24 protein-coding genes and 1 tRNA gene are annotated in these 25,228 nt (G+C 71.6%); 7 read left to right on the top strand and 18 right to left on the bottom strand.

The genetic code is table 11. The features are described from left to right. Positions 1–332: 332 nt before the first annotated feature. A tRNA-Leu gene (locus VFZ70_02355) sits at positions 333–415 on the bottom strand. Positions 416–531: 116 nt separating this feature from the next. Between VFZ70_02355 and VFZ70_02350 the strand changes: the two genes are divergently transcribed. Beyond that, positions 532–1,449, top strand: a complete 918-nt coding sequence (locus VFZ70_02350; GenBank protein ID HEX6254630.1) for a TIGR01777 family oxidoreductase — start codon at positions 532–534, stop codon at positions 1,447–1,449. A gap of 37 nt (positions 1,450–1,486) precedes the next feature. Next, entirely contained in the window at positions 1,487–2,767 is a 1,281-nt protein-coding gene (locus VFZ70_02345; protein HEX6254629.1) for an NAD(P)/FAD-dependent oxidoreductase, read from the top strand. On the opposite strand, the gene trpA is transcribed toward VFZ70_02345, so the two are convergent. Genes trpA through hisI form a run of 6 tightly spaced genes read right to left on the bottom strand, consistent with a single transcriptional unit; the run spans position 2,752 to position 8,167 of the window. Then, positions 2,752–3,603: a tryptophan synthase subunit alpha gene (gene trpA / locus VFZ70_02340; protein HEX6254628.1), complete on the bottom strand. Its 852-nt coding sequence runs from the start codon at positions 3,601–3,603 to the stop codon at positions 2,752–2,754. The two genes, VFZ70_02345 and trpA, sit on opposite strands and share 16 nt — an antisense overlap. Beyond that, on the bottom strand, positions 3,600–4,811 hold the full coding sequence (trpB, locus tag VFZ70_02335; GenBank protein HEX6254627.1) for a tryptophan synthase subunit beta: 1,212 nt from the start codon (positions 4,809–4,811) through the stop codon (positions 3,600–3,602). The genes trpA and trpB overlap by 4 nt, the downstream gene beginning before the upstream one ends. Before the next feature lie 10 nt (positions 4,812–4,821). Beyond that, positions 4,822–5,721, bottom strand: a complete 900-nt coding sequence (locus tag VFZ70_02330) for an indole-3-glycerol phosphate synthase TrpC (GenBank protein ID HEX6254626.1) — start codon at positions 5,719–5,721, stop codon at positions 4,822–4,824. Then, on the bottom strand, positions 5,718–6,287 hold the full coding sequence (locus VFZ70_02325; GenBank protein HEX6254625.1) for a Trp biosynthesis-associated membrane protein: 570 nt from the start codon (positions 6,285–6,287) through the stop codon (positions 5,718–5,720). Before VFZ70_02325 ends, VFZ70_02330 begins: the two co-directional genes overlap by 4 nt. Next, the gene (gene trpE / locus VFZ70_02320) at positions 6,271–7,797 is read right to left on the bottom strand and encodes an anthranilate synthase component I (GenBank protein ID HEX6254624.1); all 1,527 of its coding nucleotides are present in this window, start codon (positions 7,795–7,797) and stop codon (positions 6,271–6,273) included. Before trpE ends, VFZ70_02325 begins: the two co-directional genes overlap by 17 nt. Continuing rightward, complete coding sequence (gene hisI, locus VFZ70_02315) at positions 7,790–8,167, bottom strand: phosphoribosyl-AMP cyclohydrolase (GenBank protein HEX6254623.1); 378 nt, start codon at positions 8,165–8,167, stop codon at positions 7,790–7,792. The genes trpE and hisI overlap by 8 nt, the downstream gene beginning before the upstream one ends. A 71-nt stretch (positions 8,168–8,238) precedes the next feature. Between hisI and VFZ70_02310 the strand changes: the two genes are divergently transcribed. After that, positions 8,239–8,532: a hypothetical protein gene (locus VFZ70_02310; GenBank protein HEX6254622.1), complete on the top strand. Its 294-nt coding sequence runs from the start codon at positions 8,239–8,241 to the stop codon at positions 8,530–8,532. On the opposite strand, the gene hisF is transcribed toward VFZ70_02310, so the two are convergent. From hisF to hisB, 4 genes are read right to left on the bottom strand one after another with little or no spacing between them, the layout of a single operon-like run. Then, entirely contained in the window at positions 8,510–9,307 is a 798-nt protein-coding gene (hisF, locus tag VFZ70_02305; protein ID HEX6254621.1) for an imidazole glycerol phosphate synthase subunit HisF, read from the bottom strand. The genes VFZ70_02310 and hisF overlap by 23 nt on opposite strands. After that, complete coding sequence (gene hisA / locus VFZ70_02300) at positions 9,304–10,029, bottom strand: 1-(5-phosphoribosyl)-5-[(5-phosphoribosylamino)methylideneamino]imidazole-4-carboxamide isomerase (protein HEX6254620.1); 726 nt, start codon at positions 10,027–10,029, stop codon at positions 9,304–9,306. The genes hisF and hisA overlap by 4 nt, the downstream gene beginning before the upstream one ends. Next, on the bottom strand, positions 10,029–10,745 hold the full coding sequence (gene hisH, locus VFZ70_02295; GenBank protein HEX6254619.1) for an imidazole glycerol phosphate synthase subunit HisH: 717 nt from the start codon (positions 10,743–10,745) through the stop codon (positions 10,029–10,031). Before hisH ends, hisA begins: the two co-directional genes overlap by 1 nt. Continuing rightward, positions 10,742–11,323 (bottom strand): imidazoleglycerol-phosphate dehydratase HisB, encoded by a 582-nt coding sequence (gene hisB / locus VFZ70_02290; GenBank protein ID HEX6254618.1) that lies wholly within the window; start codon positions 11,321–11,323, stop codon positions 10,742–10,744. Before hisB ends, hisH begins: the two co-directional genes overlap by 4 nt. Before the next feature lie 65 nt (positions 11,324–11,388). On the opposite strand from hisB, the gene VFZ70_02285 reads away from it, so the two are divergent. Then, the gene (locus VFZ70_02285; GenBank protein HEX6254617.1) at positions 11,389–12,177 is read left to right on the top strand and encodes a DUF4230 domain-containing protein; all 789 of its coding nucleotides are present in this window, start codon (positions 11,389–11,391) and stop codon (positions 12,175–12,177) included. 85 nt (positions 12,178–12,262) lie between these two features. On the opposite strand, the gene hisC is transcribed toward VFZ70_02285, so the two are convergent. Together hisC and hisD are read right to left on the bottom strand one after the other, a co-directional pair. Beyond that, complete coding sequence (hisC, locus tag VFZ70_02280; protein HEX6254616.1) at positions 12,263–13,321, bottom strand: histidinol-phosphate transaminase; 1,059 nt, start codon at positions 13,319–13,321, stop codon at positions 12,263–12,265. Positions 13,322–13,331: 10 nt separating this feature from the next. Continuing rightward, on the bottom strand, positions 13,332–14,663 hold the full coding sequence (gene hisD, locus VFZ70_02275) for a histidinol dehydrogenase (protein ID HEX6254615.1): 1,332 nt from the start codon (positions 14,661–14,663) through the stop codon (positions 13,332–13,334). A 134-nt stretch (positions 14,664–14,797) separates the two neighbouring features. Between hisD and VFZ70_02270 the strand changes: the two genes are divergently transcribed. The 3 genes from VFZ70_02270 to VFZ70_02260 all read left to right on the top strand — a co-directional run bounded on the left by VFZ70_02270 (position 14,798) and on the right by VFZ70_02260 (position 17,117). Continuing rightward, positions 14,798–15,436, top strand: a complete 639-nt coding sequence (locus VFZ70_02270) for an LON peptidase substrate-binding domain-containing protein (GenBank protein ID HEX6254614.1) — start codon at positions 14,798–14,800, stop codon at positions 15,434–15,436. 83 nt (positions 15,437–15,519) lie between these two features. After that, entirely contained in the window at positions 15,520–16,506 is a 987-nt protein-coding gene (gene lgt / locus VFZ70_02265) for a prolipoprotein diacylglyceryl transferase (GenBank protein HEX6254613.1), read from the top strand. Next, entirely contained in the window at positions 16,503–17,117 is a 615-nt protein-coding gene (locus VFZ70_02260; protein HEX6254612.1) for a DNA-3-methyladenine glycosylase I, read from the top strand. Before lgt ends, VFZ70_02260 begins: the two co-directional genes overlap by 4 nt. A gap of 234 nt (positions 17,118–17,351) precedes the next feature. Here VFZ70_02260 and VFZ70_02255 read toward each other — a convergent pair whose 3' ends face one another. The 5 genes from VFZ70_02255 to VFZ70_02235 form a co-directional block, all read right to left on the bottom strand. After that, complete coding sequence (locus VFZ70_02255) at positions 17,352–18,773, bottom strand: polysaccharide deacetylase family protein (GenBank protein ID HEX6254611.1); 1,422 nt, start codon at positions 18,771–18,773, stop codon at positions 17,352–17,354. Between the two features lie 49 nt (positions 18,774–18,822). Continuing rightward, complete coding sequence (locus VFZ70_02250) at positions 18,823–19,839, bottom strand: LD-carboxypeptidase (protein HEX6254610.1); 1,017 nt, start codon at positions 19,837–19,839, stop codon at positions 18,823–18,825. 9 nt (positions 19,840–19,848) lie between these two features. Continuing rightward, positions 19,849–23,355, bottom strand: coding sequence for a DNA polymerase III subunit alpha (gene dnaE, locus VFZ70_02245; protein HEX6254609.1), 3,507 nt, complete (start codon positions 23,353–23,355; stop codon positions 19,849–19,851). Positions 23,356–23,557: 202 nt separating this feature from the next. Further along, positions 23,558–24,466: an RluA family pseudouridine synthase gene (locus VFZ70_02240; GenBank protein ID HEX6254608.1), complete on the bottom strand. Its 909-nt coding sequence runs from the start codon at positions 24,464–24,466 to the stop codon at positions 23,558–23,560. Further along, a complete protein-coding gene (locus VFZ70_02235; GenBank protein HEX6254607.1) occupies positions 24,466–25,203 on the bottom strand; it encodes a signal peptidase II in 738 nt (245 codons plus the stop codon). The genes VFZ70_02240 and VFZ70_02235 overlap by 1 nt, the downstream gene beginning before the upstream one ends. Positions 25,204–25,228 lie beyond the last annotated feature (25 nt).

Raw genomic sequence — 25,228 nt, 5'->3', positions numbered from 1 at the left:
GAGGTCGGGTCGCAGTTCCCGCGCCTTGCGGACAGCGGTCGCGCCGTCGGACACCTCGGCGACGACCTCGAAGCCTTCCTCGGTCAGCATCTCCTTCAGGTCGAGCCGGATCAGCGCCTCGTCCTCGGCGATGAGGGCGCGGACCGACTGGTCCACGCGTGCGTCGTCGGTCTCCAGAGCTCCTCCATCCATGCCTGTGCCCAGGTGCGCGGACTGTCGACGCACCCACGAAGGTCGCCGAAACGCAGCGATTCTACGTCAGACCACCACGACGGCCAGACGTCGTTGGCCGCGGTCGCGAAACCTCGCCACACCCGTCAGGTGCGGCGGCGTGCCCGGGGCGGGATTCGAACCCGCACGCCCCGAAGGGCAATGGATTTTGAGTCCATCATGTCTCCCATTCCATCACCCGGGCCGCCAGCGAGCATACCGTGGCGTTCGGCGGGACCTCACGCGCCGAGAGGTGTGTCAATCGCTGCATATCCTTTCCCCAGCCGCACCTCACCGGCCGGCCACCAGAAGGGACCACACATGCATGTCGTGATCACCGGAGCCCGGGGACTGATCGGCGCCGCGCTCGCACGATCGCTTCGCGACGCCGGGCATCGCGTCACAGGAGTGACCCGGTCGGAGCCGGGACCGGACGAGATCCAGTGGTCCCCGGCCGAGCAGCGCCTCGATCCCGCTGATCTGCGCGGTGTCGACGCGGTGGTGCACCTCGCCGGCGAAAAGATCGGGTTCACGTCATGGACGCCGTCGGCCATCGCCGAGGCCAGGTGGACACCCGACACCAAGCGTCGGATCCTCGACAGCCGCGTGCAGGGCACCACACTGATCGCGGAGACGATGGCGGACCTCGACGACGGCCCCCGCACGCTCGTGTCGGCGTCGGCGATCGGGTACTACGGCGATCGTGGTGACGCGGCTCTGACCGAGAAGAGCGCGTCGGGTGAGCTGTTCCTGTCGCACGTGTGTCGGGCGTGGGAGGCCAGCGCCGATCCGGCGCGAGCGGCCGGGCACCGGGTGGTGCACCCACGGATCGGCATCGTCCAGACACCGCGGGACGGTGCCCTGCAGCGGTCGCTGCCGCTCTTCCGCCTGGGGCTCGGTGGACCGTTCGGCTCCGGGAAGCAATGGTGGAGCTGGGTGATGCTGGCAGACGTGATCGGCGTCCTGCACCACGCGGTCGTCAACGACGGCGTCGTGGGACCGATCAATGTCACGGCCCCCGAGCCGGTGACGAACGCCGAGTGGACCAGGACGCTGGGGCGGGTGCTCGGCCGGCCCACGGTGCTCCCGGTCCCCCGGTTCGGGCCCCGTCTGGTGTTCGGTGAGATGGCGGACGAGCTGATCTACGTCAGTGCCAAGGTGCTGCCCGAGGCCACCATGGCCACCGGCTACCGCTTCCGGCACCCCACCCTCGAGGCCGGGTTACGCTCTGTTCTCTGACACGGACCTGACCGCGTCGGACAGGAGGGCGACGTACATGGACGACAGCGTCATCATCGTCGGCGCGGGTCTGGCCGGCCTGCGCTGCGCGGGGCGGCTCGAGGCGCGGGGCGTGCCGTGGCTGCTGCTGGAGTCGTCCGACGGCCCGGGCGGGCGGATCCGCACCGACCACCTCGACGGATTCCAGCTCGACCGGGGCTTCCAGGTGCTGCTGACGGCCTACCCCGAAGCGCGTGCGGCACTCGACTACGACGCCCTCGACCTGCGCCCCTTCGAACCAGGCGCGCTCGTGCGCGTCGCCGGCGGCTTCACCCGGGTGGGCGACCCGTTGCGGCGCCCCGGCACGCTGCTCGCCACGCTGCGGTCGCCGGTCGGAGGGCTGCGGGACAAGATCCGGGTGGCACGGCTGCGGAGGCGGCTGCGCACCAGCTCGCTCGACGCGGTGTGGTCCCAGCCGGAGCGCACGACGCGCGACGAGCTGGCACGGCTCGGCTTCAGCACCACGATGGTGGAACGCTTCTGGCGACCGCTGCTGTCGGGCATCCAGCTCGATCCGTCACTGACGACGTCCAGCCGCGCGTTCGCCTTCGTCATGAAGATGCTCGCCAGTGGTGACAGCGCGCTGCCGGCGGCCGGCATCCAGGCGATCCCCGACCAGCTCGCAGCCGGGCTTCCCACGGGTCGCATCCACTACAACACAACGGTCGTCGCGGTCGATGTCGACGGGGTCTGGCTGGAGGACGGCACCCACCTGCGTGGGCGCCGTGTGGTCGTGGCGGCCGACGGCCCGACCGCCAGCCGCCTGGTGCCGGCGGTGCCGACCCCGGCGTCCAACCGCGTGAGCTGCCTGTACTTCGCGGCCGAGCGGCCCCCGCTCGACGAGCCGGTCATCGTGCTCGACGGCGCCGACTCCGGACCGGTCAACAACCTGTGCGTCCCCAGCGTCGTCGCACCGACCTACGCGCCTGAGGGCATCAGCCTCGTCTCCGCATCCGTCCTGAACGCCGCCGGCGGAGACGACCTCGAGACCGCCGCGCGCGAACAGCTGCGCGGGTGGTTCGGGCGCCGGGTCGACACGTGGCGGCTGCTCCGCCGCTACGACATCCGTCACGCGCAGCCACGGCAGCGTCCGCCCGTGCTGTCGGACCCTCGACGGCGTCAGGACTACGACGGGATCATCGTGTGCGGCGATCACCGCGACGACGCGTCGATCAACGGCGCGCTGCAGTCGGGGGCGCGCGCGGCGGAGGGCGTCCTCAACGTCCCGGCACCCGGCGGACACCAGCGGGGCGCACCCAGAGGTCAGCTGCGCCGGTAGCCCCGCCGGCACCCTTCGGCCAGGTCGGCGACCAGTGCCGTGACAGCGTCCGGCCCACCGTCGGCGACCGCCCGCACGGCCGCGGATCCGACGATGACGCCGTCGGCGAACCCTGCGACCGTCCTGGCGTGCACGGCCGTGGACACGCCGATGCCGACGCACACCGGACGGTCGGTCACGCGACGGAGCCGTTCGACCAGCGGCCGCGCGCGCTGCGACAGCGACTCGCGGGCTCCGGTGACCCCCAGGGTGGACGTCGCGTACACGAAGCCGGTGCTGGCGTCCGCGGCGTCGGCGAGGTGGGTGTCGTCCGACGTGGACGCGACGAGGAAGATGCTCGCCAGGTCGGCGGCCGCGGCGGCGTCCAGCCACGGACCGCTCTCGGCGACCGGCAGGTCGGGGATGATCGCGCCGGCGAGACCGGCCTGCGCCGCGGCGCCCGCGAACCCCTCGAGACCGTCGGGCACGCCGTGGTGAGGGCGAGCGTCAGCGAGCCGGCGGGCGGGGACCGGAAAGTGCCAGCAGATGTTGTAATAGGTCATGACGACGGCAGGGACATCGATCGCGGCGGTGAGTCGCCCGCACATCTCGAAGTCGTCCGACGGGGTGTAACCGGCGTCCATCGCGACCTGGTTGGCCTGCTGGATGGTGGGCCCGTCCATCAGCGGGTCCGAATACGGGAATCCCACCTCGAGCAGATCCGCACCCGCCGCCGCGGCGGCCTCCAGGCACGCCCGGGACGTGTCCATGTCCGGGAACCCGGCCGGCAGGTAGACGATCAGCGCGGCGCGGCCGTCCGCGTTGGCCTTGGCGATCGCGTCGCTGACGCGGCTCACGACGCCGCCTCCGACGTCGCGTCGTCGGTGGGCGTCGACAACGCCAGCACGTGTGACACCTCGTCGACGTCCTTGTCACCGCGGCCGGACAGGTTGATCACGACGATGCCGTCGGTGCCGAGCTCGCGTGCGACCTCGATGGCCGGTACAACGGCGTGCGCCGACTCGAGCGCCGGGATGATCCCTTCGAGCTCACACAGCAGTCGGAATCCCTCCAGCGCCTGCGCGTCGGTCGCGGCGACGTACGTCGCGCGGCCCGTGTCGCGCAGCCACGCATGCTCGGGGCCCACGCCGGGATAGTCCAACCCGGCGGAGATCGAGTGGGTCGGGTGGACCTGGCCGTAGTCGTCCTGCAGCACGTAGGACCGGGCACCGTGCAGGATCCCCTCGGTCCCGGCGACCAGCGTCGCCGAGTGCCTGCCGCTGCCGAGGCCGTCCCCGCCGGCCTCGACGCCGATCAGCCGGACGTCGTCGTCGGTGATGAAGCGGTGGAAGATGCCCATGGCGTTCGAACCGCCACCCACGCAGGCCATCACGGCATCCGGGAGGCGACCCTCACGCTCGAGGATCTCGGCACGGACCTCCTCGCCGATGACCTTCACGAACTCGCGGACGATCAGCGGGAATGGGTGTGGGCCGACGACCGAACCGAGCAGGTAGTGGGTGGTCTCGACGTTGGTCACCCAGTCGCGCATCGTCTCGTTGATCGCGTCCTTGAGCGTGCGCGTCCCGGTGGTCACCGGGATGACCTCGGCGCCCATCAGTTGCATCCGCACGACGTTGAGGCGCTGGCGCCGGCAGTCCTCCTCGCCCATGTACACCCGGCACTCCATGCCCAGCAGGGCGGCGATGGTGGCGGTGGCGACGCCATGCTGACCGGCTCCGGTCTCGGCGATCAACCGCTTCTTGCCCATGCGCTGCGCGAGCAGCCCCTGGCCGAGCACGTTGCACAGCTTGTGGCTGCCCGTGTGCGCCAGGTCCTCGCGCTTGAGGTAGATCCGCGCGCCGCCCGCGTGGGCGGTCAGCCGCTCGGCCAGGTACAGCTTGGTCGGCCGACCGCCGTAGTCACGCCGCAACGCGTCCATCTCCCGGTGGAACTCGGGATCGGTCTGCGCCTTGTCGAACGCAGCCTCGAGCTCGTCGAGCGTCGTCGTCAGCACCTCGGGGACGAACCGGCCCCCGAAGCGGCCGTAGTGGCTGTCGTGCACGATCGGTCCTTCAGCTGGAGTCGGACAGGGTTGGATTGCGGGCGGCGTCCACGAGTGTCCGCGTCGCCGCCACCGGATCGGTCGCGAGCATGAGGTGCTCGCCGACCAGCACGGCATGCGCGCCCGCGCGTCGGTACGCCGCGACGTCCGCGGGACCCGACACACCGCTCTCGGCCACGACCACCGCACCGCGCGGCAACATTGCCGCGAGCTCCGCGAACCTGGAGCGGTCGACCATCAGGCGGCGCAGGTCGCGGGCGTTGACACCGATGACGGGAGGATGGCCGTCCGGCAGGGCCGCGACGGCTGCGACGGCCCGGTCGACCTCGTCGGCGGCGTGCGTCTCGACGAGTGCATCGACGCCTGCATCCACCGCCAGGTGCAGTAGGTCGACCAGCGCGGCCTGGTCGAGTGCGGCGACCAGCAGCAGCACGGCGGCGGCGCCGGCCACGCGTGCCTCGTACACCTGGTAGGCGTCGACGATGAAGTCCTTGCGCAGGACCGGCACCGGGACCGCGGACGCGACCGCCGCGAGATCGTCGAGGCTGCCGTGGAAGTGGCCGGGCTCGGTGAGCACACTGATCGCCGCGGCGCCCCCGTCGACATAGCCGCGGGCCTGGGTGGCCGCGTCACGGTCGGCGGCGATGACGCCGCGGGACGGACTGGCCCGCTTGACCTCGGCGATGATCCCTCCACGCAGCGCCGGACCGAACGGTGGCGGGTCCGCCGTGCCGGCCGCCCGCGTCCGGAGCGCCCCGAGCGGCTCCTGGCGGCGCGCGTCCGCGACGCGCTCGCGCGCCTCGGCGCAGACGCGGGACAGGAACGACGATGCCTGCCGGGCGCCGCCCTGCGGTCGGGGTGTGGAGCTGGTGTCGACGGGTTCCGCGCCGCGGTCGGATGACGTGGTCACCGTTGATCATCCTCGTCGTCGCCCCGACCGGTCGCACCGGAGGGCGAAGCGTAGCTCGTGTGCCGATCGGACCCACCCGTGTCGCTCGCCAACCGCCACTCGTCGTCGGCGGGGGCCGCGTCCACCTCGTAGCGCGCCGGCATGCGCCGCGACGGCCGTCCGATGCTCGCCAGTGCGGCCGCGAGCATCCCCGTAGCGCCCGCCACCGCCAGCCACGGCGCCAGCGTCACCGTGCCATCGATCGTGAACAGGCGCGCGACGCCGACACCGACGCCGGTCACGCCCGCCACTCCGACGACGACCAGCACCAGCGCGACCATGCGTCGGGCGCCGCCGCGTGTCGCCAGCAACCCGATGCTGCCCGCCACACCCGCGAGAGCCACGACCACTGCCAGCGGAGCGATCTCGACGCCGGCCGTCGCGGTTGTGTCGACGAGTGCGACGTCGCCGACCGAGCGCGCGACCGGCTCGTACGTCCAGGTGGCCGAGCCCGCACCCAGCAGCACCAGGGCGCAGGCCACCCCGAGGAACGGGGCGAGCGTCGCGACGTCAGTGCGGCGTGACATCCCTGGCCCCGCGCGTGTCGAAGCGCTCGGCGGCACGGACGGCGGCCAGCAGCGCCATCGCCTTGTTGCGGCACTCCTCGTACTCGCGTGCCGGATCGCTGTCCGCCACGATGCCGGCGCCGGCCTGCACGTAGGCGTGACCGTCACGCAACAGCAGCGTGCGGATGGTGATGCACAGATCCATGTCACCGCTGAGCGAGAGGTAGCCGACGCCGCCACCGTACGGACCGCGTCGGGTCGGCTCGAGGTCGTCGATGATCTCCATCGCGCGGACCTTCGGTGCGCCCGTCAAGGTTCCGGCCGGGAACGTCGCACGCACCAGGTCCACAGCGGAGACATCATCGCGCAGGGTCCCCGACACGCCTGACCACAGGTGCATGATGTGGCTGTAGCGGGCGACCGACATGAACGGGTCGACGCCCACGCTGCCGATCTCGGACACCCGTCCGAGGTCGTTGCGGGCGAGGTCGACGAGCATCACGTGCTCCGCGCGCTCCTTCTCGTCGGCCAGCAGCGACTTCTCCAGCTCGGCATCGGCCGCCGGCGTGGCGCCGCGCGGTCGCGACCCGGCGATCGGCCACGTCGACGCCGTGCGACGGGTCAGCTTGACCAGCGCCTCGGGCGACGAACCGACGACCTGCTGGTCGCCCCAGTCCAGCAGGTACATGTACGGTGACGGGTTGATCACGCGCAGGACCCGGTAGATGCCGTCGGCGTCGGCGTCGGTGTCCAGACGGAACCGCAACGACGGCACGATCTGGAAGGCGTCGCCGGCTGTGATGTGCTCCTTGGCAACGCGTACCGACTGCTCGTAGTCCTCGCGCGACATGGTGGCCGTCGCGTCGTCGACGGTGACCGCCTGCGGGGGCGCGACGGGATGGACCGTCTGCGGGGCGTCGAGCCGGGCGACCATCTCCTCGGACCCGGCGACCGCGCGCTCGTACTGCGTCACGGGGTCGTCACCGACCACGACGTTCGTGACGACGACCAGGCGTTGACGCAGGTGGTCGAACGCGACCATGCGCCCGGGCAGGTCGAGGCGGACGTCGTCGAACCGCAGGTCGTCGGACCCCGACTCCGGGATGTCCTCGATCCATCGCACGACGTCGTAGCCGAGGTAGCCGACGAGTCCGGCGAACAGCGGGGGGAGCCCGTCGACGTCGCGGGGTGCGGCCATGGAGCGCAGCACCGCGTCGACCGTTTCGAGCGGGTCGCCGGTCGCTGCGGCGTCGCGCACGGCGTCCGGGGCGTCGCCGGTCACGGTCACGAGCCCGTCGCACGCGCGGATGGACAGGATGGGGTCCAGCCCGATGAACGAGTAGCGGCCCCAGCGCTCGCCGTGCTCCACCGACTCGAGCAGGAACGTGGGTCCGTCGCTGTCGCGCAACCGCGTGTAGACACCGAGCGGCGTGTACAGATCGGCGAGCACCTCGCGCCACACAGGCACCACCTCCGCGTCAGCGGCGAGAGCCGCGAACTCCCCACGGGTGGGCCGGTACAGCTCAGACATCCCCGTCGTCCTCTCCGCCGCCGCCCGCCCTTCTCTCCCCGCCGACCTTCGCGCTGAGCTCGCGGTGGAAGCAGGTGCGCGCGCCGGTGTGGCAGGCGCCGCTCCCCTGCTGGTCCACCGCGATCAGCAGCACGTCGGCGTCGCAGTCCGCGGTCATCGACACGATCGTCTGCGTGTTGCCACTGGTCGCGCCCTTGTGCCAGCGCTCGGCGCGGCTGCGCGACCAGAAGACCGTCTCCCCGAGATCGAGCGACTCATGGACCGTCGTGGCGGACATCCACGCCATCATCAGGACCTCACCCGTGTCGTGCTGCTGCACGATCGCCGGGATGAGGCCCCGCTCGTCGTAGCGCAGGCGCGAGGGGTCCATGCGCGCAACGCTAGCAGCGTCGGCGTGCGGCCCGCGATGCTCGGCAGAGCCGCGATCGGCAGCTCCTGGTGATGCACGCGTCGGACCTCCTGCAGCACGCCCGCGACGCCCCCACGCGCCGCGACTGGGCGGCCGCCCGTCCGGCCGATGCCGCGCGGATCGGGATCGACGTCGCGGTGATGCTGTTCCTCCGCGGCGACGACGTCATCGGCGCCGGGTGGATCAGCCGTGCGCAACGTCTGCTGGCTGACGAGGCGGAGGATCCTGCCCACGGCTATCTGCGCCACGCCGGCTTCGTCGACGTCAAGACCCCGACGCGCCCGGCGGCCCGTTCAGCGTGGTCTACGTCGGCCCGTCGCTGCTGACCGACGCGCCGCGGAGGCGGACGGGGATGCCCGCGGCGGCCATCGTCCGCTTGACGTCGGCGATGCGCAGCTCGCCGAAGTGGAAGATGCTCGCGGCCAGGACAGCCGACGCGCCGCCCTTCGTCACCGCCTCGGCCATGTGCTCCGCTGCGCCCGCGCCGCCCGACGCGACGACCGGGATGTTGACGGCCTCGGTCACGGCCGCGAGCAGGTCGAGGTCGAACCCGGCCTTCGTGCCGTCACGGTCCATCGACGTCAACAGGATCTCGCCGGCACCCAGGCGGGCGGCCGCGGCCGCCCAGGCCACCGTGTCGAGATCGACCGGGCGCCGGCCACCGTGGGTGGTGACCTCCCAGCCGCCGTCGTCCGCGCGGCGGCGGGCGTCGATCGCAACGACGACGCACTGCGAGCCAAACGCGTCGGCCGCCTCGGTGATCAGCGGCGGACGGGTGATGGCGGCGGTGTTGAACGCGACCTTGTCGGCGCCCGCGAGCAGCAGCCGGCGGGCGTCGTCGACGCTGCGGACCCCGCCGCCGACGGTCAGCGGGATGAACACCTGGTCGGCGGTCGCCCGGACGACGCCGTAGATGGTGTCGCGGTCGTCCGACGACGCGGTGATGTCGAGGAACACCAGTTCGTCGGCGCCCTCGGCGTCATAGGTCGCCGCGAGCTCGACCGGATCGCCGGCATCGCGCAGGTCCACGAAGTTGATGCCCTTGACCACGCGCCCGCCGGTGACGTCGAGGCACGGGATCACACGGACGGCCAACGTCACGCGGCGCCGCCCACCAGTGCCAGGGCGTCGGCGACCGAGAACCGTCCGGCGTACAGCGCCTTACCGACGATCACCTCGTCCACGCGCAGGTGCACCGCGGCCAGCCGTTCGAGATCGTCCAGCGAGCTGACACCGCCGCTGGCGGTGACCTGCGCGGTCGTGCGCTCGGTGACGGCCGCCAGGCGGTCGAGGTTGGGGCCGCCGAGCGTGCCGTCGCGCGCGATGTCGGTGAACACGAACCGTCCCACGCCCAGCTCGGTCAACCGGTCGAGGGCGGACCACAGGTCACCGCCGTCGGCCGTCCACCCACGGGCACGCAACCTCGTGCCGTCGGCGTCCAGGCCCACGACGATGTGCTCACCGAACGCGTCGAGCGCCGTCGCGACGAACCGCGGGTCCTCCAGCGCCATCGTGCCGATGACGACCCGCGCGGCGCCGTAGCCGATGGACCGCTCGATGTCGTCCAGGGTCCTGATGCCGCCCGACGCCTGCACCCGGGCGCCCGTCGCGTCACACATGTCGGCGATGAGGTGCCGGTTGCGCGGGTCGCCCTCGAACGCGGCATCCAGATCGACCACGTGCAGCCAGTCCGACCCCTGGTCGACCCACCGGCGTGCGGCCGCGACGGGATCGTCGTCGTAGACGGTCTCGGCGTCGGCGCGCCCCTGGACGAGACGCACGGCGCGGCCGTCACGGATGTCGACCGCGGGCAGGATCCGCATCACACGACCTCCGCGCCGACACGGCCCTGGTGGACCGAGGCGACGAGGTCGCGCAGCATCCTCGCGCCGACGTCCGCGGACTTCTCTGGGTGGAACTGCAGCCCGAGCACCGATCGGGTCCGCACGACGCACGGGAACCCGGGGCCGTAGTCGCAGACCGCGAGCACGTGGCCGTCGTGGGCCGGGTCCGCGTAGTAGCTGTGCGTGAAGTAGCACCGCTGCCCGTCGAGGCCGGTGACGGCCGGGTCGTCCCGCACGACACGGACGACGTCCCAGCCCATGTGGGGCACCACGACGTCACCCGGTAGGCGCCGGACGTGGCCCGGCAGGAGCCCGAGGCCCTCGGCCGCGGGATCCTCGTCGCTGCCGGCGTACAGGATCTGCATGCCCACGCAGATCCCCAGCAGTGGACGCTGCGCCGCGGTCCAGTCGCGCACCAACGACTCGAACCCGGCAGCGCGGAAGTGGCGCACGCACTGCCCGAAGTGCCCGACACCGGGCACCACGAGCAGATCGGCACCGGCCGCCGCGGCACCGTCACCGGTGATGAAGGCGTCGGCCCCCGCACGTAGCAGCGCACGTTGCGCGGACCGCACGTTGCCCGCCTCGTAGTTGAGCACGGCCGCCGTGACCGGTCGGCGAGCGGCGGCTCCACCACCGCCGCTGCTCGGCCCGGCGACCTCGTGCGGCACACCGGCCCCGGCGACCGCACTCACAGTGTTCCCTTGGTGGACGGCACGCCCGAGCCGGTGACGGCGACGGCGCGCCGCAGCGCCACCGCGACCGCCTTGAAGACCGCCTCCTGGATGTGGTGGCTGTTGTCGCCTGACAGCTTCTGGACGTGCAGCGTGATCCTCGCGTTGGCGGCGAGCGCCTCGAAGAAGTGCTTCGTCAGCGAGCTCTCGTAGGTACCGATCAGCGCGACGGGCGTCATGGCGTCATACACCAGGTACGGGCGGCCGGAGAGGTCGATGGCCACCCGCACGAGCGCCTCGTCGATCGGCACCGTGGCGTCGCCGAAGCGCTCCACGCCCGCCTTGTCGCCGAGCGCCTCCGCCAGCGCGCTCCCGAGCGCGATGGCCGTGTCCTCGACGGTGTGGTGCGCGTCCACCTCGAGGTCTCCCTCGGTGTGGACCGACAGGTCGATGCGGCCATGGCGCCCGAGCTGGGCGAGCATGTGATCGAAGAACGGCACCCCTGTCCGGATGGTGGTCGCTCCTGTACCATTGAGATCGAGATCCACCTTGACATCGGTCTCGCCGGTCGTGCGGTGTACGGAAGCGGTACGACTCACGGGCCTGCAATCCTTGCTGTGGGTGCCGCCGACAGCGTAGGCGAAACGGGGGACGGTGCAGCGGCATGAACCCAACCTGGCTCCGCAGCGACGGCGACGACACGTACGACGACACGTACGAGGTGACGCCGGCCGACACGCGACCGCAGGTCCCGCGCACACCGGCGCCCGACGCGCGCGACACCCGGCGCGCCGTGACCGGACTGACCGGACCCCCGCGACGGGGCGGTCCCGGTCGCTGGCTGCTGGTGATCGGCCTGGTCGTGCTGGGCTCGACGTTGGTCGCGCTGCTGCTGCTCGGGCGCCTGGTGTCCGGCTTCAACCCGTTCGACCGCGACACCGTCGACCGCACCCAGCCCGCCGTGTTGCTGGCGGTGCGCGATCTCGCGGAGTTCCACGCCGCCACCGGCGAGTTCCAGGTGATCGTCGACAGTGAGGACACCGTTCGCAACCTGCCCCGTCAGATCGCGGGTGAGCGCACCCTGTTCGTCGCGGTCGGTACTGTGGACGCCGCGGTCGACTTCTCCGACCTCGGCGAGGACGCGGTCGCCGTCGACGACGCACGTGAGCGCGTGACGATCCGCCTGCCCGACGCCGAGCTCACCGAGGCCAACGTCGACCCCGACCGCAGCTACGTGTTCAGTCGCGAACGCGGCCTGCTCGATCGTCTGGCCGGCCTGTTCTCCGACTCGCCGACCGATGACCAGCCTCTGTACCGGATGGCGGAGGGCCGCCTGGAGCGCGCGGCCACCGAGAGCGGGCTTGTCGAGCTCGCCAACCGCAACACCGAGGCGATGCTGCGCAGCCTGCTGACGTCACTGGGGTTCCGCGACGTCACTGTCGTCTTCGACTGACGTATCGTCGGCCGCTCCGCATCACGTGTACCAGTGACGCACGGGCGTGCAGATGCGCCTCGTGGACCTCCGACGTTGCGTCGCGCTACAGCACCCGGTGCAGGGCGGCCAGCAGCGCGTCATGCTCGGCCCGCGTGCCGACGGTGACGCGGACGCAGTTGGTCAGGCCCGGCGCGTGGGCGAAGTCGCGGACCAGCACGCCGTGGTCGAGCAGGCGGTCGAACAGCGTGTCGTCCGGTGCGCGCACCAGTACGAAGTTGGCCTGTGACGGGAACGGGTGCAGGCCCGGCAGCTCCGCCAGGCAGGCGGTCAGCCAGTCGCGTTCGGCGACGATCTCGGCGACGTGCGCCGTCATGGCGTCGGCCAGCTCGAGCGCCACCAGTCCCGCGGTCTGGGTGATCGCGTCGAGGTGGTAGGGCAGGCGGACCTTGCGCAGGTCGTCGATCACCCACGGCGGCGCCAGCAGGTAGCCCAACCGCAACCCGGCCAGGCGCCACGCCTTCGAGAACGTCCGGCACACCACCAGTCGGTCGAGCTCGTCGAGCAGTCGGACCGCGCTGGCGCCGTCGTCGGCGAACTCGACGTACGCCTCGTCCACGACCACCAACGCGTCGCTGGCATCGTGCAACGCCCGGACGACGTCGGGGGCGACGAGGGTGCCGGCGGGGTTGTGGGGACTGGCGACGCAGATCACGTGGGCCCCGGAGCGCTTGGCCGCGTCGGTCGCCGCGACTGGGTCGAGCGTGAAGTCGGACACCAGATCCACCGCGACCACGTCGGTCGACGCGGCGCGCGCGATCAACGGATGCGCCGAGTACCCGGGCCTGGTCAGCAGCAGACGACGTCCGGGACCACCGTACGCCTGGAACAGCTGTAGCAGCACCTCGTTCGATCCCGCGGCCGCCCACACCTCGTCCGCGCCACGCCCGAAGCGCGCACCCAGCCCCGTACGCAGGTCGCTGACCTGGCGGTCCGGGTACCGCTGCAGCGGCAGTGCCGGCAGCCGCGCCGCCAGCCGGTCGAAGAACGCCTGCGGCGGTGGGTACGGCGTCTCGTTGGTGTTCAGGCGGACGGCAACGTCGAGCTGCGGCGCCCCGTACGGCGTCGTGCCGAGCAGGTCGTCGCGGACGGGGACCCGCCCCACCGGACCCGCCTCAGGCACCGGCGACGTCACGTGGTCCACCCGTGACGGCGTCGGCCGTCTCCAGCCGCGCGCGGACGGCCGCGGCGTGTGCCGGCAGATCCTCCGCGGCCGCCAACGCATCCACGACGGGCAGCAGGTCACCGAGCGCGTCGCGCCCGTACTCCACCCAGTTCACCCGCACGACGAAGTCCGCGGTCGACAGACCGTTGCAGAACCGGGCGGTCCCACCCGTCGGCAGCGTGTGGTTGGGGCCCGCGCAGTAGTCGCCGAGCGCGACCGGTGTGTCGTGGCCGACGAAGATCGCACCGGCTGCGCGGACGCGCGCGGCGACCGCCGGTGCGTTCTCCGTCTGGACCTCCAGATGCTCGGCGGCGAACGCGTCAGCGGCCGCAACCGCCTGGTCGAGGTCACGCACCAGCAGCGCGACACCCCGGTCACGCAGCGCCGTGCGGACCCGCTCGGTGTGCCGCGTGTGGGCGACCTCCTCCTCCAGCGCCGCGAGGGTGCGGTCGATCAGACCGGCGTCCGGCGTGATCAACAGGCACAGGGCCCGCGGATCGTGCTCCGCCTGCGCGACCAGGTCACAGGCCACCAGCCGCGGGTCCGCGGTGTGGTCGGCGATGATCGCGACCTCGGTGGTCCCCGCCTGGGCGTCGATGCCGCAAACCCCGGAGGCGGCGACCTGCATCTTGGCCTCGGCCACGTACGCGTTCCCGGGCCCCACGATCTTGTCGCACCTCGGCACCGAGGCGGTCCCGTACGCCATCGCGGCAATGGCTTGCGCTCCGCCGATCCGCAACACGCGGTCGGCGCCGGTGATCTCCGCCGCGGCGAGGATGGTGGGGTTCACCGAGCCGTCCGGTCCGGGCGGCGTGCAGACGACGATCTCGTCGACGCCGGCCACCCGGGCCGGCACGACAGTCATCAGCACCGTTGACGGGTAGGCGCCCAGCCCGCCCGGCACGTAGACGCCGACGCGGCGCAGGGGTCGGAACACCAGGCCCAGGCGGGCACCGTCGTGGTCGGCGATCCAGTCGTCCGGCAGCGCTCGGGCGTGGAACCACCGGACCTGTTCGGCCGCCCGCCCCAGCGCGGCCCGCAGATCCGGGTCGAGCGCCGCCGTCGCGGCGGCGCGCTCGTCGGCGGGAACCTCCCAGACGTCACCGTGCCAGCCGTCGAAGCGCGCGGTCAACTCTCCGACCGCCACGTCACCCCGCTCGCGGACGGCCGCGACAGTGGTCGCCACGCTGTCACGGACCTGCTCCATGGCCTCGTCGTCAGCGGGGCGAACGATCGCGTGCAGGTCGCCGTGCTCGTCACGCACGTCACTTCGCGTCAACATCGGGTGATCCACCGCTCCGCTGCTCGAGGCCGTCGTCGGCGAAGCCTAGCGTGGGGCGCGGCGAGGAGGCCGTCGGACACGTAGCCTTTGAGCATGGCGAACCCCCGACGTGCGGGCCGGAAATGGTGAGCCGCGTGGTCCCCCTGTTCCCCCTTCATGTCGTGCTGTTCCCCGGGCGCCCACTGCCGTTGCACATCTTCGAACCGCGCTACCGCGAACTGCTCGCCGACTGCCTGGCCGCCGACCGACGCTTCGGTGTCGTCGCGATCCGCTACGGGCGGGCCGAGCGTGGCCGTGCCGACGTGTACGACGTCGGCACCGTCGCCGAGATCGTCCGTGTCGAGCGACTCGAGGACGGACGCGCCAACATCGTCACCCGCGGCGCGGAGCGCTTCCGGGTCACCGAGCTGCTCGACGACCGCGACTACCTGAGCGCACGGGTCGAGCTCCTCGATGAGCGCCCGACCGATGCCGGGGCCAGCCGGCTGGTCGCGGTGCTGCGCAACATGCTCGAGGCGTACCTGCGGGACATCGGCGCCGGCGAACAGCTCGCGGGACGCCTTCCGTCCAACCCGTCGGCCCTCGCGTGGCTGGCTGCGTGCGCGGCCGAGCTGCAGCTGTCCGAGCAGCAGCAGCTGCTCGAGATCGATTCCCTGAACGACCGGCTCCGCGCGACCATCCGGTTCCTGCGGCGCGAGCACAAGCTGCTGCGCAGGCTTGGACACGTCGCCGTGCTGCGCCCGCAGGGCCCCGCCGGCGCGACGCTCAACTAGGGTCCGGTCCCCGTGCCGGCTGTCGGTCGCGCCGATGGCGATGGGATCGCCAGCACCGACGTGTCACGGTAGCGTCTGCAGCCATGATCCTCGCGACGATACCGCCACCGCCCGGCCAGCTCATCGAGATCGGGCCGTTGACGATCCACTACTACGGCGTGCTGATCGGCATCGGCGTGCTGCTGGCGATCGTCCTCGGCCGCCGGCGGTGGGCGGCACTCGGCGGTGACCCCGACCAGGTTGACCGCGTCGGTTTCATTGCCGTGCTGGCCGGACTGCTCGGCGGGCGCATGGGTTACGTCATCACCCACTCGGGCGACTTCGCGGAGCGCCCGTGGGCCGTGCTGTACCTGTGGGAGGGCGGCCTCGCGCTCTTCGGGGGTCTCACGATCGGCATCCTCGTCGGTCTGTGGCAGGCGCGACGTCTCGGCATGCCGCTGCCGGCCGCGGTCGACGCGATCCTTCCGGGTCTGCCGCTGGCCCAAGCGGTCGGCCGGTGGGGCAACTACTTCAACCAGGAGCTGTACGGCACGCCGACGGACCTGCCGTGGGCGTTGGCGGTCGAACCGCCCTTCCGCGTCGAGCCCTACACCGACTTCGCCACGTTCCATCCGACCTTCCTGTACGAGTCGCTGCTGAACCTCCTGCTCGTCGGCGTGCTGCTGTGGCTGGGCACGAACCGGCGGCTGCGTCAGGGCTCGCTGGGGTTCGCGTACCTCGCCGGATACGGGCTCGTCCGCTTCTTCGTCGAGCTGCTCCGGACCGACACGACGTTCCGCCTCCTGGGCCTGTCGCGCAACAACTGGATCGCGCTCGCCGTGTGCGTCGGCGGGCTGGTCGGCCTGTGGTGGTGGCAGCGACACGGTCCCGACCGGCCGGTCGGCACACCGATCGACGTCGACGACGATGTGTCGGCGCACTCCACCGACGGCGCGCTCCCACACGGCTCCGCCGCGCCCGCCGACACCGACGATCCGTCAGGTGCGGGGCGGGATGCGTCGACGACCGTCGACGACGACCGGTCGGCGGAGGAGAGCGACCAGGCACGCACCACCCCTGCCGGACCATGAAGGACATCGTCGCCAGCGCGGACGGCGTCCACCGCTGCGCGTGGGCGCACGGCAACGACGTGTACGAGGAGTACCACGACAACGAGTGGGGCCGACCGGTCCACACGGACCGCGGATTGTTCGAGCGGATCTCGCTCGAAGCGTTCCAGTCGGGCCTTTCGTGGCTGGTGATCCTCCGCAAGCGCCCGGCGTTCCGCGAGGCGTTCGCCGGGTTCGACATCGCGAAGGTCGCGGCATTCACCGAGGACGACCGCGCGCGTCTGCTCGACAACGACGGGATCGTCCGCAACCGCGCCAAGATCGAGGCGACGATCATGAACGCTCGCGCCTGCGTGCAGATGGCCGAGCGCGGTGAGTCGCTGTGCGACCTGCTCTGGTCCTTCGCGCCGCCGCCGGGACCGGCACCGCGGTCGTTCGAGGACGTTCCGGACAGGACCGACGAGTCGACGGCCATGACCGCTGCGCTCAAACGACGGGGGTTCCGGTTCGTCGGTCCGACGTCCTGTTACGCGCTGATGCAGGCCACCGGCATGGTCAACGACCACATCGAGGGCTGCGACATCCGCGAGCGTGTGACCGTCGCCGACGGTTCATCACCCCCCGCCGCGTGAGCCGGCGACGAGCCCCGGTGGTCATCGGCCGACGAAGCTTCGACTACGCGATCGCGTCGGGCTGGGAGGTACATCGTCGCACCACCGAAACCCGGCAGTTCGCACCGGCGTGCCTTCTGGTGGTTGCCCGCTTTCGGGCCGACACCGGATGCCATGGACGCGCGACGCAACATCGCACTGTTGCATCGGCCGCGTTTGGCGGTGTGCCCGCACGGCGACGACGACGACCCGCCGTCAGCCGTACCGATCCAGCGTCACCAGTCCGTACCCGCGGGCGCGGAGGGCGTCGATGATGCGTGGCAACGCGTCCGCGTCGAGGGTCGACCGGTCGGTGGGGTGCGAACCGACGTGCATGAGGATGATCGCGCCGGGGCGGAGTCCGTCGAGGACGCGCCGGACGACCGAGTTCACGCTCTGCCCGCCCGATGTGCCCTTCCATCCGAGCGTGTCGACGGTCCACCGGACCGACCCGTACTGCAGGCACCTGGCGATCCGGATCGTCCGGGCGTCGCGCGCGCCGAACGGGAAGCGGAACCACGGCCGAGGTTCGGTGCCCGTCGTCGACCGGATCCGGCGGTCCGTGTCGACGATCTGGCTGCGGACCCGTCTGTCGGCCAGCGTCGTGAGGTCCGGGTGGGACCAGGTGTGGTTGCCCGTCGGGTACCGGCCGGCGATCGCCCGTCCGAGGCGGGGGTGCCGGGCCAGCCACCGACCTGTCACGAAGAACGTCCCCCGTGCGCGCTTGCGCTCGAGGGTCGACAGGATCGACCTCGCGGCCGCCGCATTGGCTCCGGCGTCGAACGTCAACGCGACGACCTTCCGCGATGTCGGCAGGGTCGTCCACTCCGTCGATGTGAGCGAGGGCGGCACGCCGGGTGTCGTCCTGGCCGACTGGGTGCTGACGAAGACGTCGCCGCACGCGCCGTACCCGTAGGACCGATGCGGCGGCCCGCCGCTGAAGCGGTTGCGCAGCCGCCACCGCCGCCCGCGCACCATGCCGATCGTGGTCCGGCCGTCACGGTTCCAGTCCCCCACCACCGGTACCTCGCCACGCCGCCCGAACCGGAAGTCATGATGCGGCGGACCACCGGTGTTGCTGTTGCGCAGCAGCCACCGGTTCCCGCGCACCACACCGATCGTCGTCCGACCGTCGCCGTTCCAGTCCCCCACCACCGGCACGTCGCCACGCCGCCCGAACCGGAGGTCGCGCCCCGCGGGGCCACCGCTCAACCGGTTGCGCAGCAGCCACCGGTTCCCGCGCATCACACCGATCGTCGTCCGACCGTCGCCATTCCAGTCCCCCACCACCGGCACGTCGCCACGCCGCCCGAACCGGAAGCGCCACCCGGGCGGGCCGCCGCTGGGCCAGTTGCGCAGCAGCCACCGGTTGCCGCGGACGACGCCGGGGCTCGACACGCCGTCGCGGTTCCAGTCCCCCATCACCTGTACGTCGCCGACGCGCCCGTAGCGGAACACCCGGTGCGGCGGACCCGCGCTGTTGCTGTGACGCACCCGCCACGTGGCACCGCGGACGGCGACCGGCGTGGCTCTGCGCGACTCGGCGGTGGCCGGTGCGACCAGGCCGAGCAGCATCGCGCTGACCACCGCAACCACCAGCGTCCGGCGCAGCCGGTTCGCCCACATCGCAGCCCCCATGGGATCGCTCGGCGTGAAGTGTGCACTCCGCGGCGGGCAGATGGAAGGATCAGCGACGCGGATGCGGGCCTGCACCCGACCGGGGCCGGCCGTGCGCACGCCGTGATGGCAGGCGGTCGTGTGACGTCAGGAGACCGGTCGACGCGTCGAGCGTGACCCGTCCGCCATGCAGGACCGCCCGCTGCTCGGGCATGTGCCCGATCGGCAGGTCGGTGACGACGGGCACACCGAGCTCACCGAGGCGGTCGGCGACGACGTCGCTGAACGAACCGGACGGTCGCGTCGCGGGTGGATCGCAGCGGACCGGCGTGCCGACCGCGGCGCCGGCGACCCCGTCGAGCGCACCGCTGTCGCGCAGCTGCGTCAGCAGCCTGTCGACGCGGTAGGGCGCCTCGCCCACCTCCTCGAGCAGCAGCACGCATCCGCGCGCGTCGATGCGGTGTGGTGTCCCTGCGAGCGCCGCCAGCACCGTCAGGTTGCCCCCCACCAGTGGCCCGCTGACCGCCGTCAGCGGCGTCCCCGCGAGCGCGGCACCGTGCAGCACCGTTTCGGTGTCCTCACCGAACACCAGACGACGCAGCTGCGTGACGGCGGGTTCCGGCTGCACAGCGAGGCGGCCCACGAAGTGTCCGTGCACCCCGACCAGCCCGAGGCGATGTCGTGCCGCCGCCAGCAGCGCCGTCACGTCGCTGAACCCGACGATCAGCGTCGGATCACGCGCCAGCGCGTCCCAGTCGATCCGATCCAGGATGCGCGTGATCCCATACCCACCACGGGCGATCCAGATCGCCCGGACGGCCGGGTCGGCGATCGCACCGTTGAGGTCCGATGTGCGCTGGTCGTCCGAACCGGCGAGGTGCCCACGCGAGTGACGAACGTGGACGCCTTCGACGACGTCCAGGCCCCACGACGCGAGCAGTGCGATGCCGCGATCGAGCAGGCCGTGGTCGAGCACCGGCCCGCATGGGCTGACGACCGCCACGCGATCGCCCGCGCGCACCGCATGCGGCACCGTCGGTGTGAGCGGAGCGACGGTGGCGGGGTGGTCGTGGTCGCCGCGGGGCACGCTACCGACCTAGGAGGCGACGGCTTCGGGGCCGAGGACCTCCGACAGCTCCGCGAACAGGCCCGGATTGCGGCTGACGCTGTAGTCGGCCGGCAACCGCAACGTGGTCGGGTTCGCGTGTGGCTGCAGCCCCAGCTGCAGGTGCACCGGCACCGGACCCGGGTGGTCCGCGAGGATCGACCGCAGACGGCTGACGACCGTGTCCGTGCACTGCTGGGGCGCGACCTGGAGCACGAGGGGCCGGCCGTCGACGTCGGATGTGTCGGGCGCGACGACGTCGAGCGCGATGATCTTGGGTGGGTCGGCGTTGTCCAGTCGGCCCGTGACCCGCAGCAGCGCGTCGTCGGTCAGCAGATCCGCCGCGGCCTGGTACACACTGGGGAAGAAGATGCAGTCGATGCTGCCGCGCAGGTCCTCGAGCGTGCCCACGACGTACGGCTCGCCCTTGCGGGTGAACTTCTTGGCGAGCCCCGTCAGGATGCCGGCCACCTTGACGTCGTCGCGGCCGCCCCCCGACTCGACGAGCTCGCCGATCGAGACCGACGACAGCTCTGCCAGGAGGCGCTCCATGCCCAGCAGCGGATGGTCGGAGACGTACAGCCCGAGCATCTCGCGCTCGTGCGCGAGCTTCTCGCGGCGCTCGAACTCGATGTCGGCGATCACCACGCCGTCGAGCAGCGACACGTCGTCGGCGGCGTCGCCAGCCGAGTCGAACAGCGAGAACTGGCCCTCCGCCTCTGCCCGCTTGCGGGCGATGGCTTCCTCGGCGATCGGCTCGAACGACAGCAGCAGGCCCTTGCGCGGGTGGCCGAGCGACTCGAAGGCGCCGGCCTTGATCAGCGACTCGAGCGTCCGGCGGTTCAGGCACCCGACGTCGACCTTGGCGCAGAAGTCGGCGAAGCTGGTGAACACGCCGCTGCGCCGCCGGGCGTCGATGATCGCCTCGACGACCTGCCCGCCGACGTTGCGCACCGCCGACAGGCCGAACCGGATCCTGCCGTCGGCCGGAGCGAAGTCGAGCTTGCTGGCGTTGACGTCGGGCTGCAGGACGTCGATGCCCATCAACCGGCACGTGTGCAGGTACAGCGGCAGACGGTCCTTGTTGCCCTTGACCGAGGTCAGGAGCGCCGCCATGTACTCGACCGGATAGTTGGCCTTCAGCCAGGCCGTCTGGTAGCTGACCAGCCCGTACCCGGCCGAGTGCGACTTGTTGAACGCGTAGTCGGCGAAGCCCTCGATGAGGTCCCACAGCTTGGTCCCGAACGACTCGTCGTAGCCGCTGGAGACGATGCCAGACAGGAACTTGGCCTTCTGCGCCTCCATCTCGGAGCGCTTCTTCTTGCCGATCGCACGCCGCAGCATGTCGGCCTCACCGAGCGAGAACCCGGCGACCTTCTGCGCGATCTGCAGCACCTGCTCCTGGTACACCAGGATCCCGTAGGTGTTGTCGAGGAACTCTCCGAGGTCCTCGTGCAGCAGTGACACCTTCGACAGGCCATGCTTGCGCCTGGCGTACTCGGTGTGCAGCTCGGCCCTCATCGGGCCCGGCCGGTAGAGCGCGAGCAGGGCGACGATGTCGTCGAAGCGGTCCGGCTTGAGCTGGCGCACCAGCGCCTTCATGCCGGCGGAGTCGAGCTGGAAGACGCCGTCGGAGTCGCCCTCCGACAGCATCTTGTACGTGCGGTCGTCGTCGAGCGGGACGTCCTCGATCTCGATGCGCTCGCCGGTCGTGGCTTCGATGTGGTCCAGCGCGTCGGAGATGACGGTCAGGTTGCGCAGCCCGAGGAAGTCCATCTTGAGCAGGCCGATGGCCTCGACCATGCCTCCGTCGTACTGGGTGACGATCTCGCCGTCGGCCTCGACGCGCAGCACCGGGGCATGGTTGGTGATCGGCTCGGCGCCGATCACGACGCCGGCGGCGTGGATCGAGTGCTGACGCCGCAGCCCCTCGAGGCTCGCCGCCGTGTCGAGCACCTGCTTGGCGTCGGGCTCGGTCTCCCACGCCTCGCGCAGCTCCGCCGACAGCTCGCGCGCCTGGTCCAGGGGGTACTCGCGACCCATGACGGCCGGCGGCAGCATCTTGGTCAGCCGTTCCCCGAAGCCGTAGGGGTGGCCGAGCACCCGGGCCGCGTCCTTGATGGCCTGCTTGGCCTTGATGGTCGAGAAGGTGATGATCTGCGCGACGTGATCGGCGCCGTAACGCTCCGTGACGTAGCGGATCATCTCGCCGCGCCGGCGCTCGTCGAAGTCGATGTCGATGTCGGGCATCGACACGCGGTGCGGGTTGAGGAAGCGCTCGAAGATGAGCCCGTGCTCGATGGGATCGAGGTCGGTGATCCCCATGCAGTACGAGACGGCGCACCCGGCCGCCGACCCCCGGCCCGGGCCGACCCGGATGCCCACGTCGCGGGCGTGGTTGCAGAAGTCCGCCACGATCAGGAAGTAGGCGGGGTAGCCCATCTGCTCGATGACGCCGAGCTCGTGCTCGAGCCGCTCCACCACGTCCGGCCGCAGCGTGCCGTCCCCGGTGGTCCCGTACCGCTGCCTGGCGCCCGCGAACACCTGTTCGCGCAGCACATCGGCCTCGGTCCGACCCGCCGGTACCGCGAACCGCGGGAGGTGATGCGTGCCGAAGTCGACCTCGAGCTCACAGCGCTCGGCGATCTCGACGGTGTTGCGCCACGTTTCCGGGTGGTCCGGGAACAGCGCCCGCATCTCGTCGGCCGTCTTGACATAGTGCTGATCGCCGTGGAACTTGAAGCGGTCGGTGTCGGACTTGAGCGACCCCGTCTGGATGCACAGCAGCGCGTCATGCGCGTCGTGGTCCGCACGCGTGGTGTAGTGGCTGTCGTTGGTGGCCACGAGGCCGACGCCCAGGTCGCGGGCGATGTGGATCAGCTCGGGGTTGGTCCGGCGCTGCCCGTCGATCCCGTGGTCCTGCAACTCGATGAAGTAGTTGTCGGCACCGAAGATGTCGCGGTGCGCCGCGGCGGCCGCCAGGGCGGCGTCACGGTCGCCGGACAACAGCAACTGGTTGACCTCGGATCCGAGGCATCCGGACAGGCAGACGAGCCCGTCGGCGTACTCGGCGAGCAGTTCCTTGTCGGCGCGCGGCTTGTACCAGTACCCCTCGAGGTAGGCGCGTGAGGACAGGCGCATCAGGTTGCGGTAGCCGACAGCGTCGGTCGCCAGCACGATGAGGTGGTAGTACGGCTCGACCTTGCCACTGCGTCCGCCGCCGGAGAACATCGTCTCGTCTCCAGCCGGGCCACGGGTGCCCTTGGTGAAGCGGCTGCCGGGCGCCATGTACAGCTCGCAGCCGATGATCGGCTTGACGCCGTGGCGCAGACCGGCCTTGTAGAAGTCCAGCGCTCCGAACATCTGGCCGTGGTCGGTCATCGCCATCGCCGGCATGGCCTGCCGGGCGGCTGTCCGCATGAGGTCGTCGACACGGCTGGCACCGTCGAGCATCGAGTACTCGGTGTGGGTGTGCAGGTGGACGAACGAGTCGCTCACGCTCCTCCTCGCGTCGTTGCGCTGTAGCTCTCGGACGCCGCGCCGACGTCCCACCGCCGGTGCTGCACGGGACCGCCGGCGCGCTCCGCCGCGCGACGGCGGGACGGCCCACCGTGGCGCGTTGTCGGGCCCGGCGAACGACACCCGTGTGAGCCGGAACGCTAGCACATCGGTGGTGCGATGCAGCGATTGCCGGGACGACTCACGCGGCCCCGTCGAGCCGCGCGACGGCGCGCCGCAGATCGTCGGGCAGGTCCTCTATCAGGTGCACCGTGCGGCCGGTCACGGGGTGGACGAAGCCGAGCTCGACCGCGTGCAGCGCAGACCGCGTCAGCCCGAGCGCGGCGGCACGTGCGGACGACGCCCCGTACACGACGTCGGCGCAGACGGGGTGGCCCACCGCCGCGAGGTGGACGCGCACCTGGTGCGTCCGCCCGGTCTCCAGACGCACGCGGACGCTGCTCGCGTCCGACCACGACCGCTCGACCTCGTAGTGGCTGATGGCCGGACGGCCGTCCGTCGCGGTCCAGAACCGCGTGCGGTCTCCCGGGTGCCTGGCGATCGGCGCGTCGATCATCGCCCGGTGGTGCGCCGGGACCCCGTCGACCAGTGCCCAGTAGCGCCGGGTGACGCTGCGGTCGTCGAACTGGTTGCGCAGCCCCGACAGGGCGTCCGCCGTCTTCGCCACGACGAGCAGGCCGGACGTGCCGCGGTCGAGGCGATGGACGATGCCGGGGCGGGCGGGGTCGTCGGCGGGCGCGAGCGCCCTGCCCATCGCGCGCAACGCGTCGACGAGCGTGCCGTCGCGCACGCCGGCGCCCGCATGGACCACCATGCCGGCCGGCTTGGCGACGACCAGCAGGTCGTCGTCCTCGTGGCGGACCGGCACGGGCGGCGGCGCGGTCGGGGCCTCCCCGGGTGCCACCGCGATCTCGATGCGCTCGCCACCGCGCACGCGGTACGACTTCGCGACGACCTCGCCGTCCACCGTGACGTCCCCGCGGTCCAGTCGCGCGGCGGCCCGTGCACGCGACTCGTCGAGCAGCGTCGCCAGGACCCGATCGATGCGGCCGCCGCCGGCGGCGGGCGGCACCGTCAGCGACGCCTGCATCAGCGGCGGGGCGTCGACGTGTCCGGTCGCACCGACGGACGACGCGGTGTCGTCGCAGCCTGCCGCCGCTCCTCGCGTTCGGCGAGCAGCAGCAGCAGCCCCAGCAGGATCGCGCCGCACACGATGGCCGAGTCCGCGATGTTGAACACCGGGAACCAGCGCAGATCGAAGAAGTCAACAACGTGACCGGCGGGGAACCCCGGATCCCGCGCGATGCGGTCGATCGCGTTGCCCAGGGCTCCACCGGTCAGCAGGCCGTACCCGGCGGCGAGCGACAGCCGGTCGGTGGTCGGCAGCGTGCGCACGATCATCGTGAGCACGACGATCGCCACCAGCAGGAACATGCCGGGAAAACCGGGGATGTCGAACGCCGCGTTGGGGTTTCGGATCAGCCGCAGGTCCATGAACCCCAGATCGACCACCCGGTCGGACAGCTCGGCGACGGCCAGCCCCTTGGTCGCCTGGTCACACACCAGCACGGCGAGCGCGACGGCCGACCACACGACCCACACCAGCCGCCCCGGCAACGCACGCCGCGGCACGGCCGCCACCGACGCCCCGTCCGGCGTCGCACCGGCATCCGGGCCGGCGCGCCTTTGGGTCGCGTCGACCGGTGTGGCCGCGCGCGCAGCGGCGTCGGCGGATCGGGTCGGCGCGCCGATGGCGGGACGGTCGGCCCGTGGCGACACGTCCGTCGCCGCATCGTCACCCGGACCAACCGGGGGGTGCTGTGTCACGAGCCGTTCCGCCTGTCGCCACTGC

This window comes from Euzebyales bacterium, from assembly GCA_036374135.1.
In the GTDB taxonomy this organism is placed as follows: Bacteria; Actinomycetota; Nitriliruptoria; order Euzebyales; family JAHELV01; genus JAHELV01.
The sequence above is the reverse complement of the archived record's forward strand: the minus strand, read 5'-3'. Positions and strand labels throughout refer to the sequence as shown.